This is a genomic window from Actinocorallia aurantiaca, from assembly GCF_039533685.1.
In the GTDB taxonomy this organism is placed as follows: Bacteria; Actinomycetota; Actinomycetes; order Streptosporangiales; family Streptosporangiaceae; genus Actinocorallia; species Actinocorallia aurantiaca.
This window is the reverse complement of record NZ_BAAATZ010000001.1, coordinates 55,895-71,964: the sequence shown is the minus strand read 5'-3', so window position 1 is coordinate 71,964 and position 16,070 is coordinate 55,895. Positions and strand designations below refer to the sequence as shown.

Genomic DNA, 16,070 nt, shown 5'->3' with positions numbered 1-16,070 from the left:
GGACGAAGGCCCGGCACCCGAGGGGTGCCGGGCCTTCGCGTCGCTCCAGGTCAGCGCCGGTAGAGGGCCATGTCGTCGCAGGCCCCGTTGCCGGGGACGTCGCGCCAGCAGTAGATGCGGGCGGTGGTGCCCCCGCCGGTCTTGAAGGTCACGCTCAACCGGGTCCATTTCTTGGAGCCGGAGCTGACGTACCTGGACTCCGGGCCGAAGTCCTTGGCGCCGATGAAGGTGGCGCCGACGTCGGCGGTCACCCAGCCGACGACCACGTAGGCGGTGTTCGGCTTGAGGCCGGTCGCCACGTACTCGACGGCGGCGTCGTAGCCGTTGCCGGCCTGCAGCAGCACGGCGCGCTTGCCGGAGTGGGCGGCCTTGGCGCCGATGAAGGTCGCGGCGCGGGGCTCCCACTTGCCGAACCCGCTCTCGAACCCGTTGTTGGTGAGCAGGTTCCGCGGCGGCTTGGGCTTCTTCTTGCTCGGGGTGGGGGTCGGGGTGGCGGTCTTCTTCGGCTTCGGGGTGGGCGAGCCGCCGTTCTTCTGCGACTTCGCCGGGGCCGTGGGGATCTCGGAGGGCTGCTCCGTGGGCGCAGGTTCGGCGGTGGGCTGTTCGGTGGCGGCTATCCCCGTCTTGGCGGCGACGGGCTGCGGGTCGGCCTCCCCGCCGCCCCTGGTCACGGCGAAGACGCCGACGAGCAGCAGCGCCACGGTCACCGAGGCGGCCACCACCAGCAGCGAGCGCTTGGCGCCGCGCCCGTCCGAGCCCTCTCCCGCCCACGGCGGGGGGACGTCGAAGGAGGGGGCGGGAGGCTGCGGCAGCGGCGCGGCCTCCGGCACGCCGAAGGCGGGCTCGGCCATGGGGCCGGGACCGGCCATGGGGCCGGGCTCCGCCAGGGCGCCCGGCATCGGCTCCACCCGGGTCTCCATCGCCCAACCAGAGCCGGAGGCGGAGGGCGGGGAGACGGAGTCGAACATGGTCTGTTCGGCCACGGGAGGGGAGACGGGGTCGAACACGGTCTGGTCCGCGGCGGGCATCGCGGCGGCGACGACGACGGGGTTCGCCGGGTCGCTGGCCATCGGCGGGGGGCCCAGCGGGGAGTCGAAGGCGGTGACCGTCAGCTCGATCCGGGGGGCCTCGGGCTCCTCCGGCCTCGGCGGGACGAGATCCTGCGGGCCGTCCTCCGCGGGGATCTCGGGTTCGGGCGCCGGACGTCCGAAGGCCGCGGGCGGCGCGGCGAGTTCGGCGACGGTCACGCCCGGGTCGGAGGAGGGGGCGGTGAGCTGCCGCAGCAGCTCGGAGGCGGACGGCGGCACCGCCGACAGGCACGCCTCGGTGAGGGTGCGCAGCCGGGGAGGCAGCTCCTGCTCGCCCGCGGCGGACTGGACGAGCCGCGCCCAGTCGGGCAGGTCGGCGGAGAGCGCCCGCCCCCCGCCCGGGGTGAGCCCGTAGTCGGTGAGGACGGCGCCCTGCGCGCTCATGATGACGTTGGACGGGCGCAGCGCGCCGTGCGGGATCCCGGCGGCGTGCAGGCCGGCCAGGGCGGTCGCCGTCCGCACCGCGAGCCGTTCCAGCTCGGCGGCGGAGAAGGGCTCGGGGATGTCGGGCAGGGGGATGCCCTCGACGTACTCCGACATGAGGAAGGGCCGGGCGCCGACCAGCCCGGTGGATAGGGCGCGGGCGGTGTTCGGGACCGAGATCCGGACGACCGCCTCCATCGCCCCCTGGTAGGACTCCCAGATGGCGGGGTCCTCGGTCAGGTGGGCGTGCAGCAGTTTGACCGCGACCTTGGTCCCGTCCGCCTGCTGCCCCAGGAAGACCACGCCGAGCGGACCCTCCCCCAGCCGTCCGCTGAGCCAGAGCCCGCCGACGAGTCCGGGATCGCCGGGTTCGAAGGGTCGCATTGAGTCACCTCGGGGGGATGCGGAAGACGGTGCGCGTAACCAGCCGCGGCGTAATGCTAGCGACCCGGGGCGACCCGAGTGGAGGGAACCGGACGTTCCGGACCCGGACGGAGCCCCCCTCCGCCCGGGTTCAGGCCGTGGTCCGCCCGTTCTCCAGGGAGGCGAAACCCGGCTTGAGGACGTCGTCGATGAGGGCGAGCCGCTCGTCGAAGTGCAGGAAGGCCGACTTCATGGCGTTGATGGTGAACCAGCGCAGGTCCTCCCAGCCGTAGTCGAAGGCCTCGACGAGCCGGGCGAACTCCTCCGAGAGGGTGGTCCCGCTCATCAGCCTGTTGTCGGTGTTGACCGTCACCCGGAACCGCAGCCGGGTGAGCAGCCCGATCGGGTGGGCGGCGATGGACCGGGCGGCGCCCGTCTGCACGTTGGACGTGGGGCACATCTCCAGCGGGATGCGCTGGTCCCGGACGTAGTCGGCGAGCCGGCCGAGCTTCGCGCCGTCCTCGCTGATGTCGTCGATGATGCGGACGCCGTGGCCGAGCCGGTCGGCGCCGCACCACTGGATGGCCTGCCAGATGGAGGGCAGCCCGAACGCCTCGCCCGCGTGGATGGTGAAGTGCGAGTTCTCCCGCTGGAGGTACTCGAAGGCGTCGAGGTGGCGGGTCGGCGGGTTGCCCGCCTCGGCCCCGGCGATGTCGAACCCGGCCACGCCGTGGTCGCGGTAGCGGACGGCCAGTTCGGCGATCTCGCGGCTGCGGGCCTGGTGGCGCATGGCCGTCAGCAGGGAGCGGACGAGGATGCCGTGTTCGCGTCCGCCGTCCTCGAAGCCCGCGTTGACGGCCTCGACGACGGCCTCCAGGGACAGGTCCTGGGTCAGGTGCTGCTCGGGCGCGTAGCGGACCTCCGCGTAGACGACGCCGTCGGCGGCGAGGTCCTCGGCGCACTCGTAGGCGACGCGGTAGAGCGCCTCGGGTGTCTGCATGACGGCCACCGTGTGGGTGAACGTCTCCAGGTAGCGCTCCAGCGACCCGCTGTCGGACGCGTTGCGGAACCACCGGCTCAGCGCCTCCGGTTCTGCCTCGGGCAGGCCGGTGTAGCCGTGCAGGTCGGCGAGTTCGGCGACGGTGGAGGGGCGCAGGCCGCCGTCCAGGTGGTCGTGGAGGAGGACCTTGGGCGCGCGCCGGATCTCTTCGAGTGTCGGCTTCCGGCTCGTCACGAGTCGATCCTTTCGATGATGAGGGGCAGCAGGTCGGGCGTTCCGTGCTCCACCAGGTCGAAGGAGCCGTCCAGGGCCGCGAGGGCGCGCTCGAACCGGGTCGGGTCGTCGGAGTGCAGGGTGAACAGGGGCTGGCCGAAGGTGACGTGTTCGCCGGGCCGGGCGTGCCAGACGACGCCGGCGCCCGCGCTCACCGGGTCCTCCTTGCGGGCCCGTCCCGCGCCGAGCCGCCAGGCGGCGAGGCCGACGGCGTAGGCGTCGAGGCGGGTGAGCACCCCGGAGGCCGAGGCGGTGATGGTGTGCGTCTCGCGGGCGGTGGGCAGCGGGGCGTCCGGGTCGCCGCCCTGGGCGATGATCATCCGCCGCCAGCAGTCCATCGCCGAGCCGTCCCGCAGCGCGTCCTCGGGGTCCTTGCCCGCCAGGCCCGCGGCGTCGAGCATCTCCCGGGCGAGCGCGACCGTGAGCTCCACCACGTCGGCGGGGCCGCCTCCGGCCAGCACCTCCACCGACTCGGCGACCTCCAGCGCGTTGCCCGCGGTGTTGCCGAGCGGGCGGTCCATCGCGGTGAGCAGCGCCACGGTCTTCACCCCGGCGTCCAGGCCGAGCTCGACCATGGTGCGGGCCAGCTCGTGGGCCCGCTCGGGGGTCTTCATGAACGCGCCCGCGCCGACCTTCACGTCCAGGACCAGCGCGGACGTCCCCTCGGCGATCTTCTTCGACATGATCGACGAGGCGATCAGCGGGATGGACTCCACGGTGCCGGTGACGTCCCGCAGCGCGTACAGCTTGCGGTCCGCCGGGGCCAGGCCCTCTCCCGCCGCGCAGATCACCGAGCCCGCCTCCCGCAGCACCGACAGCATCTCCTCATTGGTGAGGTGTGCCCGCCAGCCGGGGATCGACTCCAGCTTGTCGAGGGTGCCGCCGGTGTGGCCGAGCCCGCGGCCCGACAACTGGGGCACCGCGCCGCCGCAGGCGGCCACCGCCGGGGCCAGCGGAAGCGTGATCTTGTCGCCGACGCCCCCGGTGGAGTGCTTGTCGGTGGTGGGCCGGTCCAGCGCGTCCCAGTCCATGCGCTCGCCGCTGCGGATCATCGCCCTGGTCCAGTCGACGATCTCGCGCCGGGACATGCCGTTGAGCAGGATGGCCATGTTCAGCGCGGCCATCTGCTCGTGCGCCACCGCCCCGGATGTGTAGTGCTCGATCACCCAGTCGATCTGGGGGGTGCTCAGCTCGGCGCCGTCGCGCTTGGCGACGATCACCTCGATGGCGTCCATCAAACCTTCCCTACAGGTATTCGGGCCCGAACGCGTCGGGCAGGTAGTCGCGGAGCCGCTTCACTCCGGCGGACGTCTCGAGGAGCAGCGCGGGCCCGCCGTGCTCGTGGAGCAGCTGGCGGCACCGGCCACAGGGGGTGAGAGGGGAGCCGTCGCGGTCGACCACCGAGACGGCGACGAGCCGGGGGGTCTCACTGAAAGTGAGCTCGTCGGACGCTCCGGCACCGTGAAGCGCCGAAACGAGGCTGCATTCGGCACACAGAGTGAGACCGAACGAGGCGTTCTCGACATTACAGCCGGTGACGATCCTGCCGTCGGAGGTCAGCCCGGCGGCGCCCACGGGAAAGCGGGAGTAGGGGACGTAGGCGCGCGTCATGGCGGCCCGGGCGGCGGTGCGGAGCGGAGCCCAGTCGATCTCTTCCATGTGGTGAGCGTAATACGGTCTCCCAGGTCAGAGGGGGTCGCCTTTTCTGGCAAACAGGGCGTAAGGTTATCGTCACACGTATGACGGTATCGATCGCCTAAACGCGGCTATTCCGTAACGGTATGCCCACAACTTGATGGGACATATCGACGTTCGCGGCCACGGACGGTGAACCTGAGTACCGCACTGGCTGGGCAAGAGTTGCCGTAGCTCGTCAAACATGGAGGCAAAGTGTCCAAGGGGATCCGGCTTGCTGCCGGGATGGCCGGCCTGGCGTTGCTGGTCGCCGCGTGCGGGGAGAAGCCGAACGAGGAGAAGGTCGCCACCGGCAACTCCGACTACAAGACCTGCATGGTCACCGACACCGGCGGCATCGACGACCGTTCTTTCAACGCGGCCTCCTGGGCCGGCGTGCAGGCCGGTGCCAAGCAGGTCGGGGGAGCGGAGAAGTTCGTCGCCTCCTCCAGTGAGAACGACTACGTGCCCAACATCAACCGCCTGGTCGGTGAGAACTGCAAGCTCATCGTCACCGTCGGCGGCCTGATGGGCGAGGCCACCACCGCGGCGGCCGAGCAGCACCCGGACCAGCAGTTCGCGATCGTCGACTCCGCGTCGGTGGACGGCAAGAAGATCTACGGCATGGAGTTCAACACCGCCGAGAGCTCCTTCCTCGCCGGCTACCTCGCCGCGGGCATGAGCAAGACCGGGAAGGTCGCCACCTTCGGCGGTCTGCCGATCGGCCCCGTCACCATCTTCATGGACGGCTTCTGGGAGGGCGTCCAGCACTACAACAAGGAGAAGGGCAAGGACGTCAAGGTCCTGGGCTGGGACGAGACCAAGCCCAAGAGCGGCTCGATGGCCAACCACTTCAACGACCAGGCCAAGGGCAAGAGCATCACCAAGAACTTCATCGAGCAGGGCGCCGACATCATCTTCCCGGTCGCGGGCGGCACCGGCCTGGGCGCCGCGGCCGCGGCCAAGGAGACCGGCGGCAAGGTCAACGTGATCTGGGTCGACACCGACGGCTGCGAGTCCGCCGCGCAGTACTGCGACGTCTTCCTCACCTCGGTGCAGAAGAACATGAAGGGCGCCGTCGAGGAGGCCGTGGTCAAGGGCTCCAAGGGCGAGCTGACCGGCTCCTACCTGGGCGACCTGGAGAACGGCGGCACGGGCCTGGCCCCGTTCCACGAGTTCGACAGCAAGGTCCCGGCCGACCTGAAGTCCGAGCTGGACAAGATCAAGGCCGACATCGTCGCCGGCACGATCAAGATCACTTCGTCGTCGCAGCCCAAGGGCTGACCTTCGGAGTGGGGACGGGGCGGGAGCGAGAGCTCCCGCCCCGTCCGCGAATGACACGGGCATGGCGGGCCGGACCACCGGGCACACCACTTCGCCCCACGGTTTTCCGGAGAGGATCCAGGGTGGCACTTGAACTGCGGGGCATCACCAAGCGCTTCGGCGCGCTGGTGGCCAACGACGCGATCGACCTCGAGGTCAGGCCGGGCGAGATCCACTGCCTGCTCGGCGAGAACGGCGCGGGCAAGTCGACGCTGATGAACATCCTCTACGGGCTCTACCAGCCCGACGAGGGCGAGATCCGGATCAACGGAAAGCCGCTGCGGCTGGACGGGCCGCGCTCGGCGATCAACGCCGGGATCGGGATGGTCCACCAGCACTTCATGCTCGTGCCCGTCTTCACCGTCGCCGAGAACGTCATGCTCGGCGACGAGCGGGTCAAGGGCCCCTTCCTCGACCACAGATCTGCCCGCGGGCACGTCCGCGAGGTCTCCGAGCGCTACGGCCTGGCCGTCGACCCCGACGCCACCGTCGGCGACCTGCCCGTCGGCGTGCAGCAGCGCGTCGAGATCGTCAAGGCGCTCACCCGGGACGCGAAGGTCCTCATCCTGGACGAGCCCACCGCCGTCCTCACCCCGCAGGAGACGCGGGAGCTGTTCACCGTCATGCGCCGGCTGCGCGAGGCGGGGACGGCCATCGTCTTCATCACCCACAAGCTCAAGGAGGTCAAGGCGATCGCCGACCGGATCACCGTGATCCGGCGCGGGAAGGTCGTCGGGACCGCCACCCCGGACGCCTCCGAGGCCGAGCTGGCCTCGCTGATGGTCGGCCGCCAGGTCCGGCTGCGGGTGGAGAAGACCCCCGCCAGGGCCTCGAGCGCCGGACCCGCCTTCTCCGTCCGCGACCTGACCGTCCGCAACCTGGCCGGACAGGCCGTCGTGGACGGGATCGGCTTCGACATCATGCCCGGAGAGGTCCTCGGCGTCGCGGGCGTCCAGGGCAACGGGCAGACCGAGCTCGCCCAGGCGATCCTCGGCCTGATCACCCCGGAACACGGCTCGATCGTGCTGGACGGCGTCGACCTGTCCGCGAAGAGCCCGCGGGACCGGCTGCGCGCCGGGCTCGGCTTCGTCCCCGAGGACCGCGGCCACGACGGGCTCGTCGGCACCTCGAGCGTCGCCGAGAACCTCGTCCTCGACCTGTACGACCGGCCGGAGTTCGGACGGCGGGGCTCGATGGACCTCAAGGCGGTCCGGCGCAACGCCGCGGAGCGGGTCGAGGAGTTCGACATCCGCACCACCTCCATCGATCAGCCCGTCGGCAGGCTCTCCGGCGGCAACCAGCAGAAGGTCGTGGTGGCCAGGGAGATGTCCCGGCCGCTGCGCATGCTGCTGATCTCCCAGCCGACCCGCGGCGTGGACGTCGGCGCGATGGAGTTCATCCACCAGCGGATCATCAGGGAGCGGGACCAGGGGCGCCCCGTCCTGCTGATCTCCACCGAACTGGACGAGGTCATGTCGCTGTCCGACCGCGTCGCGGTGATGTACGGGGGGAAGATCGTGGCCGTCGTGCCCGCGGACACCTCCACGGAGAAGATCGGCCTGCTCATGGCCGGAGCGAACCCCGAGGACGTCGTCGATGAGTGAACAGCCGACCGAGAAGAAGCCGGCGCCCGCGACGCCCGAGAGCGGGAGGACGCCGCCGCCCCCCCATGGTCTCAAGCGGGTCGTGGACGAGATCGTCGACGGCTCCCTGCTGGTCACCGTGCTGGCCGTCGTCCTCGCGCTGTTCTTCGGCGCGATCCTCATCATCGTCTCCGACGAGGAGGTGCGAGGCACCTTCTCGTACTTCTTCTCCGCGCCGGGCGACGCGCTGTCGGCCTCCTGGGCCGCGGTCGGCGAGGCGTACGGCGCCCTGTTCCGCGGCGCGATCTGGAACCCGGACAGCTCCTGGAACGTGGCCACCGCGATCGGGCCGTTCAGCGAGACGCTCACCGAGGCGACCCCGCTGCTGCTCGGCGGCCTGGCCATCGGGCTCGCCTTCCGCGCCGGCCTGTTCAACATCGGCGGCCAGGGACAGCTGATCATGGGGGCGATCTGCGCGGCCGCGGTCGGCTTCTCGCTGGAGGGGCCCGTCGTCGTCGCGGCGGTGCTCTCGGTGCTGGCCGGCATCGCCGGCGGCGCCCTCTACGGCGCGCTGGTCGGGTTCCTCAAGGCCCGGACGGGCGCGCACGAGGTGATCGTCACGATCATGCTCAACTACGTGGCCGTCTCCTTCCTGGTCTGGCTGATCACCACGGACGCGGTCAAGAACCACGAGCGCTACGAGCCGCTGTCGAAGTCGGTCTCGGAGGCGGCCGAACTGCCCAGGCTGCTGTCCTGGCTGCCGGAGGGCGGCGGGAGCCTGCGGCTCCACACGGGCCTGCTGATCGCGATCGCCGCCGTGTTCTTCTGCCGGTGGCTGCTGAACCGCTCCACCCTCGGCTTCGAGCTGCGCGCGGTCGGCGCGAACCCGTCGGCCGCCCGCACCGCCGGCATGAGCGTGGGCAAGGGCCAGATCATGGCGATGCTCATCTCCGGCGGGCTGATGGGCATCGTCGGCGCCACCCAGGTGCTGGGCACCGCCAACGCCAACAACGCGCTCACCCCCTCCATCGACGCGGGACTGGGCTTCACCGCCATCACCGTGGCGCTGCTGGGCCGGGCCTCTCCGGTCGGGACGGTCTTCGCCGCGATCCTGTTCGGCGCCCTGCAGGCCGGCGGCCGCGCCATGCAGGCCTCGGCCGGGATCTCCCTCGAACTCGTCACGGTCCTCCAGGCGCTCATCGTGCTGTTCGTGGCCGCGCCGCCACTGGTCCGCGGCATCTTCCGCCTCAAGGGCGCCGGAGGATCCGAGGCCGCACTCGCTTCGAAGGGATGGAACGGATGACGGCCACGGTTCTGCCGCCGGAGAGCCTCGCCCCCGCGGGGGCGGGCATGGCGCGCGGACGCCTCTACGGCGGCATCGCGATGATCGTCGTCGGGCTGTACGGGGCCTGGGCGTTCGGCCTGGGCAGCCGCACCGACGGAGTCGACACCAGGTTCGTGCTGAACCTCAGCACGGCCACCGGCCTGACGGTGCCGGATCTGACGTTCCCGGCCGGGCCGGTCGCGCTGGTCCTGGCCGTGCTGGCCGCGCTGTGCGGCGTGGTGAAGCTGGCGGCGCCGCTGCCCCGACGGCTCAACGCCGTGGTGACGGGCGTCTTCCTGTTCTGCTACGTGCTTGCCTTCCTCACCTGGGCGGCGGCCGGGCAGAGCCTGAACCTCGCGGCCGTGCTGGAGGCGACGCTCCTGGCCGCCGTGCCGCTCCTCCTGGGCGCGCTGGCAGGCGTCATGGGCGAACGCTCCGGCGTCATCAACGTGGGCATCGAAGGCCAGTTCCTGCTGGGGGCGTGCACCGCGGCCTTCACCGCGTCCGTGACGGGCTCGCTGTGGGCCGGCATGTTCGCGGGCTGCCTGGCCGGCGCGCTGTTCGGCCTGCTGCTGGCGGTCTTCGCCCAGCGCTACCTGGTGGAGCAGGTCGTCCTGGGCGTCGTCCTGACGATGCTGGCGACCGGCCTGACGGGCTTCTTCTACGAGCGTGTCATGCAGAGCGACACCGCCTCCTACAACGAGGCCCTGGCCTTCGCCAAGATCAAGATCCCGCTGCTGTCCCAGCTGCCCGTGGTCGGCCCGGTGCTGTTCGACCAGAACATCCTCGTCTACCTGACGGCGGTGCTCCTGGTCGTCGTCCACGTCGCGCTGTTCCACACCCGCTGGGGCCTGCGCACCCGCTCCGTCGGCGAGCACCCCACGGCGGCCGACACCGTCGGCATCAACGTCATCAGGACCCGCTACGCGAACATGTTCCTGGGCGGCCTGATCGCGGGTCTGGGCGGCGTCTGGCTCACCATCGGCCTGAACATCAGCTTCAACAAGAACATGGCCGCGGGCCAGGGCTTCATCGCGCTGGCCGCCGTCATCTTCGGCCGCTGGTCCCCGGTCGGCGCCATGTGGGCGGCCCTCCTCTTCGGCTTCGCGGGCGGCCTGTCCAACGCCGTCCAGCCGCTGCAGACCCCCGTCCCCACGTCCTTCCTCGCGATGCTCCCCTACCTGGCCACCGTCTTCGCCGTGGCGGGCCTCATCGGCCACGCCCGCGGCCCCGCCGCCGGAGGCCAGCCCTACACCAAGGGATGACCTCCGACCTGCCGAAACTCCCTCACTCTGATTCGGAGAACCGCATACGGCGACAGCGGTCCTCTCCTTACGATGCTGCGCGAGCAGAACGTGAGCGAGGGGGCGCTGAAAGTGATCAAGGCTGTTCTTTCCAGCCAGCTCGACCTCCAGGACACGCCGCATGCCCTGTTCATGCGCGGGGAACTGGGTGACGCGGTCGATGCGGCCGGCCTGGTCGACATGCACGAAGGGGCCCGGGTCGAGGTCATCGGGGGAGAAGTCGTCGTGTCACCGGCACCGGCGTTGGATCACGGAGCGATCGTCGAGGACGTCTCCGAAGCGTTCGTCCGGGCTCGGCAGACGGACGTCGAGCACGAATGGAGATGTCAGCAGGGAGTGAGCCTCGACATGGTCTCTCTGGGGGAGGACTTCGGCTTCATACCCGATCTGGTGGTGGGGGAGAGCGCGACGATCAAAGCCGCGCGGCATGCCCAGGTGACCTCCCTGATCTCGGACGAGGTCGAACTGGTGATGGAGGTGACGTCATGGGGAAACATCCGGCGGGAGCGTCCGCCGGTGGATGGACGCGCCACCAAGTGGGCCGCTTACGCGCGTGCGGAGATCCCCTACTACCTGCTGATCGACCGGGACCCGAAAGCCGCGCGGGTGGTTCTCTACACGATCCCGGACGCGGCCACCGGCGCGTATCTGGACGAGCAGACGTGGGCCTTCGGGGAGGCCGTCGTCCTTCCCGATCCCTTCGGGCTGAAGATCCCCACCGACGAGTGGCGGACCTGGGCGTAGCCGGTCAGTTCGGGACCGGGGCGGGGAGGCCGGCTATCTCGGCGGTGACGGGGCCCGAGGGGGACTGGACGACCGCCCAGAAGTGCTTGGTCTGGGCGGGGGCGAACTGGTCGGCTCCCAGGGCCACGCCGGAGGTCTTGGTGCACAGGCAGAGCTGGGCCCAGCCCTGGGCCGGGGTGCCCAGGAGGTAGCGGGCCGGGGGGATGCGCCGGTCTCCGTCGACGAGTTTGGCGTTCGCGGCGGCCCAGAAGCGGAACTTCAGCCAGGTGCGTTCGGTGTCGTCGGTGAGGCGGCGGAAGGAGACCTGGCCCGGGCCGTTGTTGGTCAGGGCGTAGGTGAGCAGGGAGAGCCCGTTTCCCAGGGGGCGCAGCGGGTCGACGGCCACGGTGAAGTCCGCCGAGGTGGCAGGGGGAGCGGCCGGGGCGGGCGCGGACGGCGAGGGCTCGGGCCGCTCGGCCGGGGTGAAGGCGATGGTCACCCGGCGGTTGCGGCGGCGGCCCTCGGCGTTGGTGTTGGGGTACAGGGGGCGGGAGGAGCCGAACCCCTCGGTCTGGAAGTCCGCGTCGGGGACGAGGGTCTTCAGCCGCTTGGCGACGGACTCGGCGCGGCGGCGCGACAGCGGGTCGTTGATCGCGGCGCTGCCGGTGGAGTCGGCATGGCCTTCTACTTCGACGGAGCCGCCGGAGCCGCCGGAGATCCGGGCCGCGGTCTTCTCGATGAGAGCGCCTGCGGCGGAGGTCAGGGTGTGGGAGCCGGTGGCGAACAGGACGTCGGCGGAGAGGCTGACCTCGACCTTCTTCCCGTCGTCGCGCAGCTCGCTGTCGTCGTCCTCGGAGTGGGCGTCCAGCGGGTAGGAGACGCTCTCGCCCACCGGCTCGGGGAAGGCCTGGCCCGAGGGCGGGGAGTCGCTGATCGGGACGTTCACCAGCGGCGGCGACATCGGGGTCAGCAGGGTCGCGGTCTTCGCGCCGCCGGACGGGGCGGGCAGGACGGCGAAGAACGTCTTCTGCTCGCCCGGCTTCAGGAACGAGTCCAGGGCGTTCTCCACGGTGCTGCACACGCAGCCGCGGTCGGTCTGCAGGGGCTTCACCACGCGGCGCGCCGCCGGGTCCAGGAGGAAGATGCCGCCCGCCTGGTCGGTGTCGGGGGTGGCGTCGGTGTCGTCGGCGAGGTGGTTCAGCGGGTCGAAGTCCGCGCCGTCGTTGTTGGTGACCCGGATCTGGGCGAGGACGTGATCGCCGCCCCCGTAGCGGTTGAGGCCGACGACCTCGACGCGGGCCTTGACCTTGGTGTCGACGTCCACCGCGGCGAGCGCCGGGGGCCCGGAGGCCGACGGCCCGGACGAGGCCGGAGGCGCGCCTTCCTGGGAAGGCCGGCCGGGAGGCGGGTCCTCGGTACTGCTGCAGCCGACGGCCAGGACGAGAAGGGCGGCGATCGGGAGCAGGCGCATCGCAGTCTCCAGGGGGGTCGGAGGGCCAGCGGTAACTGACATTCGACCACCTTCCCCCCTTCCCGGTCCATGAAAGGAAGGACGGCCCCCGGTTTCCCGGGGGCCGTCAGGCGTCAGGCGAGCACCGGGAAGTTGCTGCGGAAGATGCCGTGCGGGTCGCGGCGCCGCTTGACGTCGCGCAGCCTGGCCAGCGTCTCGGGCGGGAAGGCGTCCGCCGCGGACTCGTCGCTGCGCAGGAACGTGAACGGCTTGCGTCCGCTGAGGTGGGTTTCGAGCGCGGAGACGATCTGACCCTGGCGGGCGCGGACGGCGTCCTCCAGCCCGGGCGCGAACGTGACGCCGAGCATGCCGAGGAGGTACGGCTCGGCCACGGCTCCGCACGCGCCGTCGACGGGACGGGCCAGCGCGCCGCCCAGATGCCGGACCTGGAGCACCGCCAGCGGGCCGACGCCGTCGCCTCCGACGGCCGCCAGCAGCTTGTCGGCGACCTCCTGGGTGAACTCGGCGAGCAGTTCGCTGCGGTACAGCATCGGCGTCGGGTCCTCCGGCTCGGCGCAGATGGCGCCCACCTCGGCGGGCGACAGCGGGCCGCGTCCGTCGGCGAGCACGCCGGGGATCGAATCGAGGATCCGGGTGAGTTCCCGGCCCTTGCCGGGGTCGCCCAGGTAGGTGACGTCGATGGCGACCAGCGGGCCCCGCATCGCCTCCGGGATGTCCGGGAGGGGCGGCGGGGTGAGCATCGTGAACCAGGCGGTCAGCTCGTCGGGCGCGCCGGCCGTCAGCTCCCGGAAGGCCGCCAGGACCTCGGCCGCGTGGGAGGCCGGCCAGATGACGCGTCCGCCGTACAGCTCGGACGCCGGGTACAGCTCGATCTCCAGCGCGGTGACCAGGGCGAAGTCCCCGCCGCCCCCGCGCAGCGCCCACAGCAGCTCCGGGTCGTCGGCCCGGGTGACGCGCCGCCGCACGCCCTCGGCGTCGACGATCTCGGCGGCCAGGACCGATCCGGCGGCCTGCCCGTGCCTGCGGCCGAACCAGCTCAGCCCGCCGCCCAGCAGGTAGCCGGTCGCGGGGACCACGGGCGAGCTGCCGCACAGCCCGGTCAGCCCGTACTGGGCGGCCGGCGCCTGGACGTCTCCCCAGCGCGCGCCGGGTTCGATCCGGGCGACGGACCGGTCGGCGTCGATCTCGACCCCGCGCAGCGCCCCCGTGCGCACCAGGATCGTGTCGTTCAGCGCCTCGGTCGCCCCGTGGCCGGACGCCTGCGTCGCCACGCTCAGCCCGGTCCGCCGGGCGTGGATGACGACGGCGGCCACGTCGTGCGCGTCCGCCGGTTCCACGACCGCGCTCACCCGCTGCCGGACCGACAGGTCCCAGGAAGTGGCGGTCGTCTCGAATCCGGGCTCGCCGGGCAGAAGCACCCGCCCCCGCAGAGCCTTGCGCAGATCCTCGGCCGATACCCCGTTTTGCTCGTTCACTTTGCCCCTTCAAGGCTGGCGTGTTCGAAGGCGGCGGGGGAGGTGGTGCAGTGGATTGGACGGCGGGGGAGGCGAGAGAAGTTCGCACTATCTTGGAAGGATGAAGCCGTTCCGTTCCGTTCTCGGGTTGATCGTCGGCTGGGTGTGGCTGGTCATCGCGGCCGCCGCGCTGCTGGACGTGGCGTTCCGGGGCAGGGACAGGGCGTCGGCGATCGCGGCGGCGGTGCTGCTGCTCGGGTGCGGGCTGGCGTACGCGCTGGGGCTGCGGCCGAGCGTGGCGGCCGAGGAGACGGCGCTGGTCGTCCGCAACCCGTTCCGCACCACGCGGCTGCCGTGGCGGCGGATCAAGGAGATCCGGCCGGGCCGCGCGCTGACCGTCGCCTACGACGGCGGCGAGGTCGAGGCGTGGGCGGTCCAGGCCTCCGCGCGGTCCGTGGCGCGGGCGCGGAGGGCGAAGCCCGATCCGAAGCTGCCCGGGAACCTCGCGGAGCAGGCGGCGGGACGCACGCCCGTCGACTTCGCGGCCGAGCGGCTGGAGGAGGTGCGCGCCCGGTCCGGAGGTGACGGCGAGGTGGCCGCCGCCTGGTCCTGGACCGCACTGGCGGCCGTCCTCGTCCCGCTGGCGGCGCTGGCCGTCCTGCTGCTGGTGCCGTAGATCAGTAGGCGGAGTCGACCGTGAGGCGGTTGGCGGCCTCCTGGATGCTGCCCGTCAGCGACGGGTAGACGGTGAAGGTGTGCGCCAGCTGGTCGACGGTCAGGTGCTGCTGCACCGCCACGGCCAGGGTCATGATCAGCTCGCTGGCGCGCGGCGCGACGATCACCCCGCCCAGCACGATGCCGGTCGAGCGGCGGCAGAACAGCTTGATGAAGCCGTCCTCGAAGCCCTGCATCTTGGCCCGCGCGTTGGTGTTCAGCGGCAGCATGACGGTCCGGGCGTCGACCTCGCAGTTGTCGACCATCTGCTGGGTCACGCCGACCGAGGCGACCTCGGGGTCGGTGAAGATGTTGGAGCTGACCCAGCCGAGCTTCAGCGGCTGGACGGCCTCGCCGAGCGTGTGCCACACCGCGATCCGGCCCTGCATCGCCGCGACCGAGGCCAGCGCCAGGATGCCGGTGCAGTCGCCCGCCGCGTAGATGTTCGGCACGGACGTGCGCGACACCTTGTCGGTCTCGACGTAGCCGCCGGGGCCCAGCTTCACCCCGGCCTTCTCCAGGCCGATGCCGCGGGTGTTGGGGACCATGCCGACGGTCATCAGGCAGTGCGAGCCGTGGACCTTGCGGCCGTCCTCCAGGGTCACCACGACGCCGTCGCCGGACCGCTCCACGGCGCCCGCGCGGGAGCGGCTCAGCAGGTTCATGCCGCGCCGCCGGTAGACGTCCTCCAGGACGGACGCGGCCTCGGCGTCCTGGGAGGGCAGGATCCGGTCGCGGGAGGAGACGAGCGTCACCTTCGAGCCCAGGCTCAGGTAGGCACCGGCGAACTCGGCGCCGGTGACGCCGGACCCGACGACGATCAGCTCCTCGGGGAGCTCGTCCATGTCGTACAGCTGCCGCCAGGTGAGGATGCGCTCGCCGTCCGGCTCGGCCCCGGGCAGCACGCGGGGGGTCGCGCCGGTGGCGATGATGATCACATCGGCCTCGATCCGGCGGTCGCCGACCACCACGGTGCTCGGGCCGTCGAGCCGGCCCTCGCCCCGGACGATCTTGACCTCCTCGTAGCCGAGCCGGTCGGCCACGTCGAAGGACTGGGCGCGGGCCAGGTCCTTCACCCGCTTGTTGATGCGGGGGAGGTCCGCGGTGAGCCCGCCGACCTCGCCGTCGGGTCCGCCGTCGAACTGGACGCCCAGCCGGGAGGACTCGCTGAGCACCGACATCCGGACGGAGGTCGCGATCAGGGTCTTGGACGGGACGCAGTCGTAGAGGACGCTGGCGCCGCCGGGGCCGTCGCGCTCCACCACCGTCACGTCCGCGCCCAGACGCGCGGCAACGAGGGCGGCCTCGTAACCGCCCGGTCCTCCACCCAGAATTACGATACGCGTGCTCACA

General features: G+C 71.6%; 13 protein-coding genes. 6 read left to right on the top strand and 7 right to left on the bottom strand.

Annotated elements, in window-relative coordinates:
* Positions 1–50 precede the first annotated feature (50 nt).
* The 4 genes from ABD327_RS00330 to ABD327_RS00315 form a co-directional block, all read right to left on the bottom strand.
* Positions 51–1,895, bottom strand: coding sequence for a protein kinase domain-containing protein (locus ABD327_RS00330; protein ID WP_344447988.1), 1,845 nt, complete (start codon positions 1,893–1,895; stop codon positions 51–53).
* A 130-nt stretch (positions 1,896–2,025) separates the two neighbouring features.
* Positions 2,026–3,108, bottom strand: coding sequence for an adenosine deaminase (locus ABD327_RS00325; RefSeq protein WP_344447987.1), 1,083 nt, complete (start codon positions 3,106–3,108; stop codon positions 2,026–2,028).
* Positions 3,105–4,382 carry a thymidine phosphorylase gene (locus ABD327_RS00320; RefSeq protein WP_344447986.1) on the bottom strand — a complete coding sequence of 426 codons (1,278 nt, stop codon included), beginning with the start codon at positions 4,380–4,382 and terminating at the stop codon, positions 3,105–3,107. The genes ABD327_RS00325 and ABD327_RS00320 overlap by 4 nt, the downstream gene beginning before the upstream one ends.
* Before the next feature lie 10 nt (positions 4,383–4,392).
* Positions 4,393–4,806 carry a cytidine deaminase gene (locus ABD327_RS00315; RefSeq protein ID WP_344447985.1) on the bottom strand — a complete coding sequence of 138 codons (414 nt, stop codon included), beginning with the start codon at positions 4,804–4,806 and terminating at the stop codon, positions 4,393–4,395.
* A 231-nt stretch (positions 4,807–5,037) separates the two neighbouring features.
* Here ABD327_RS00315 and ABD327_RS00310 point away from each other — a divergent pair, with 231 nt between their 5' ends.
* From ABD327_RS00310 to ABD327_RS00290, 5 genes are all read left to right on the top strand, one after another.
* On the top strand, positions 5,038–6,105 hold the full coding sequence (locus ABD327_RS00310) for a BMP family lipoprotein (protein ID WP_344447984.1): 1,068 nt from the start codon (positions 5,038–5,040) through the stop codon (positions 6,103–6,105).
* A gap of 122 nt (positions 6,106–6,227) precedes the next feature.
* A complete protein-coding gene (locus ABD327_RS00305) occupies positions 6,228–7,748 on the top strand; it encodes an ABC transporter ATP-binding protein (RefSeq protein WP_344447983.1) in 1,521 nt (506 codons plus the stop codon).
* Positions 7,741–9,030, top strand: a complete 1,290-nt coding sequence (locus ABD327_RS00300) for an ABC transporter permease (RefSeq protein ID WP_344447982.1) — start codon at positions 7,741–7,743, stop codon at positions 9,028–9,030. Before ABD327_RS00305 ends, ABD327_RS00300 begins: the two co-directional genes overlap by 8 nt.
* Positions 9,027–10,316 (top strand): ABC transporter permease, encoded by a 1,290-nt coding sequence (locus tag ABD327_RS00295; RefSeq protein WP_344447981.1) that lies wholly within the window; start codon positions 9,027–9,029, stop codon positions 10,314–10,316. Before ABD327_RS00300 ends, ABD327_RS00295 begins: the two co-directional genes overlap by 4 nt.
* A gap of 72 nt (positions 10,317–10,388) precedes the next feature.
* The gene (locus tag ABD327_RS00290) at positions 10,389–11,099 is read left to right on the top strand and encodes a Uma2 family endonuclease (protein WP_344447980.1); all 711 of its coding nucleotides are present in this window, start codon (positions 10,389–10,391) and stop codon (positions 11,097–11,099) included.
* 4 nt (positions 11,100–11,103) lie between these two features.
* On the opposite strand, the gene ABD327_RS00285 is transcribed toward ABD327_RS00290, so the two are convergent.
* Together ABD327_RS00285 and ABD327_RS00280 are read right to left on the bottom strand one after the other, a co-directional pair.
* Positions 11,104–12,549, bottom strand: coding sequence for an OmpA family protein (locus tag ABD327_RS00285; RefSeq protein WP_344447979.1), 1,446 nt, complete (start codon positions 12,547–12,549; stop codon positions 11,104–11,106).
* 113 nt (positions 12,550–12,662) lie between these two features.
* Positions 12,663–14,024 carry an FAD-binding oxidoreductase gene (locus tag ABD327_RS00280; protein ID WP_344447978.1) on the bottom strand — a complete coding sequence of 454 codons (1,362 nt, stop codon included), beginning with the start codon at positions 14,022–14,024 and terminating at the stop codon, positions 12,663–12,665.
* Positions 14,025–14,124: 100 nt separating this feature from the next.
* On the opposite strand from ABD327_RS00280, the gene ABD327_RS00275 reads away from it, so the two are divergent.
* On the top strand, positions 14,125–14,679 hold the full coding sequence (locus ABD327_RS00275; RefSeq protein ID WP_344447977.1) for a PH domain-containing protein: 555 nt from the start codon (positions 14,125–14,127) through the stop codon (positions 14,677–14,679).
* Position 14,680: 1 nt separating this feature from the next.
* Here ABD327_RS00275 and ABD327_RS00270 read toward each other — a convergent pair whose 3' ends face one another.
* A complete protein-coding gene (locus ABD327_RS00270; RefSeq protein ID WP_344447976.1) occupies positions 14,681–16,069 on the bottom strand; it encodes an NAD(P)H-quinone dehydrogenase in 1,389 nt (462 codons plus the stop codon).
* Position 16,070 lies beyond the last annotated feature (1 nt).

What these genes read in the sequence shown, in the direction of transcription:
- ABD327_RS00330 (WP_344447988.1), bottom strand. Translation starts at nt 1,895, where the DNA reads ATGCGACCCTTCGAACCCGGCGATCCCGGACTCGTCGGCGGGCTCTGG.
- ABD327_RS00300 (WP_344447982.1), top strand. Translation starts at nt 7,741, where the DNA reads ATGAGTGAACAGCCGACCGAGAAGAAGCCGGCGCCCGCGACGCCCGAG.
- ABD327_RS00320 (WP_344447986.1), bottom strand. Translation starts at nt 4,382, where the DNA reads ATGGACGCCATCGAGGTGATCGTCGCCAAGCGCGACGGCGCCGAGCTG.
- ABD327_RS00275 (WP_344447977.1), top strand. Translation starts at nt 14,125, where the DNA reads ATGAAGCCGTTCCGTTCCGTTCTCGGGTTGATCGTCGGCTGGGTGTGG.
- ABD327_RS00290 (WP_344447980.1), top strand. Translation starts at nt 10,389, where the DNA reads ATGCTGCGCGAGCAGAACGTGAGCGAGGGGGCGCTGAAAGTGATCAAG.
- ABD327_RS00295 (WP_344447981.1), top strand. Translation starts at nt 9,027, where the DNA reads ATGACGGCCACGGTTCTGCCGCCGGAGAGCCTCGCCCCCGCGGGGGCG.
- ABD327_RS00285 (WP_344447979.1), bottom strand. Translation starts at nt 12,549, where the DNA reads ATGCGCCTGCTCCCGATCGCCGCCCTTCTCGTCCTGGCCGTCGGCTGC.
- ABD327_RS00315 (WP_344447985.1), bottom strand. Translation starts at nt 4,806, where the DNA reads ATGGAAGAGATCGACTGGGCTCCGCTCCGCACCGCCGCCCGGGCCGCC.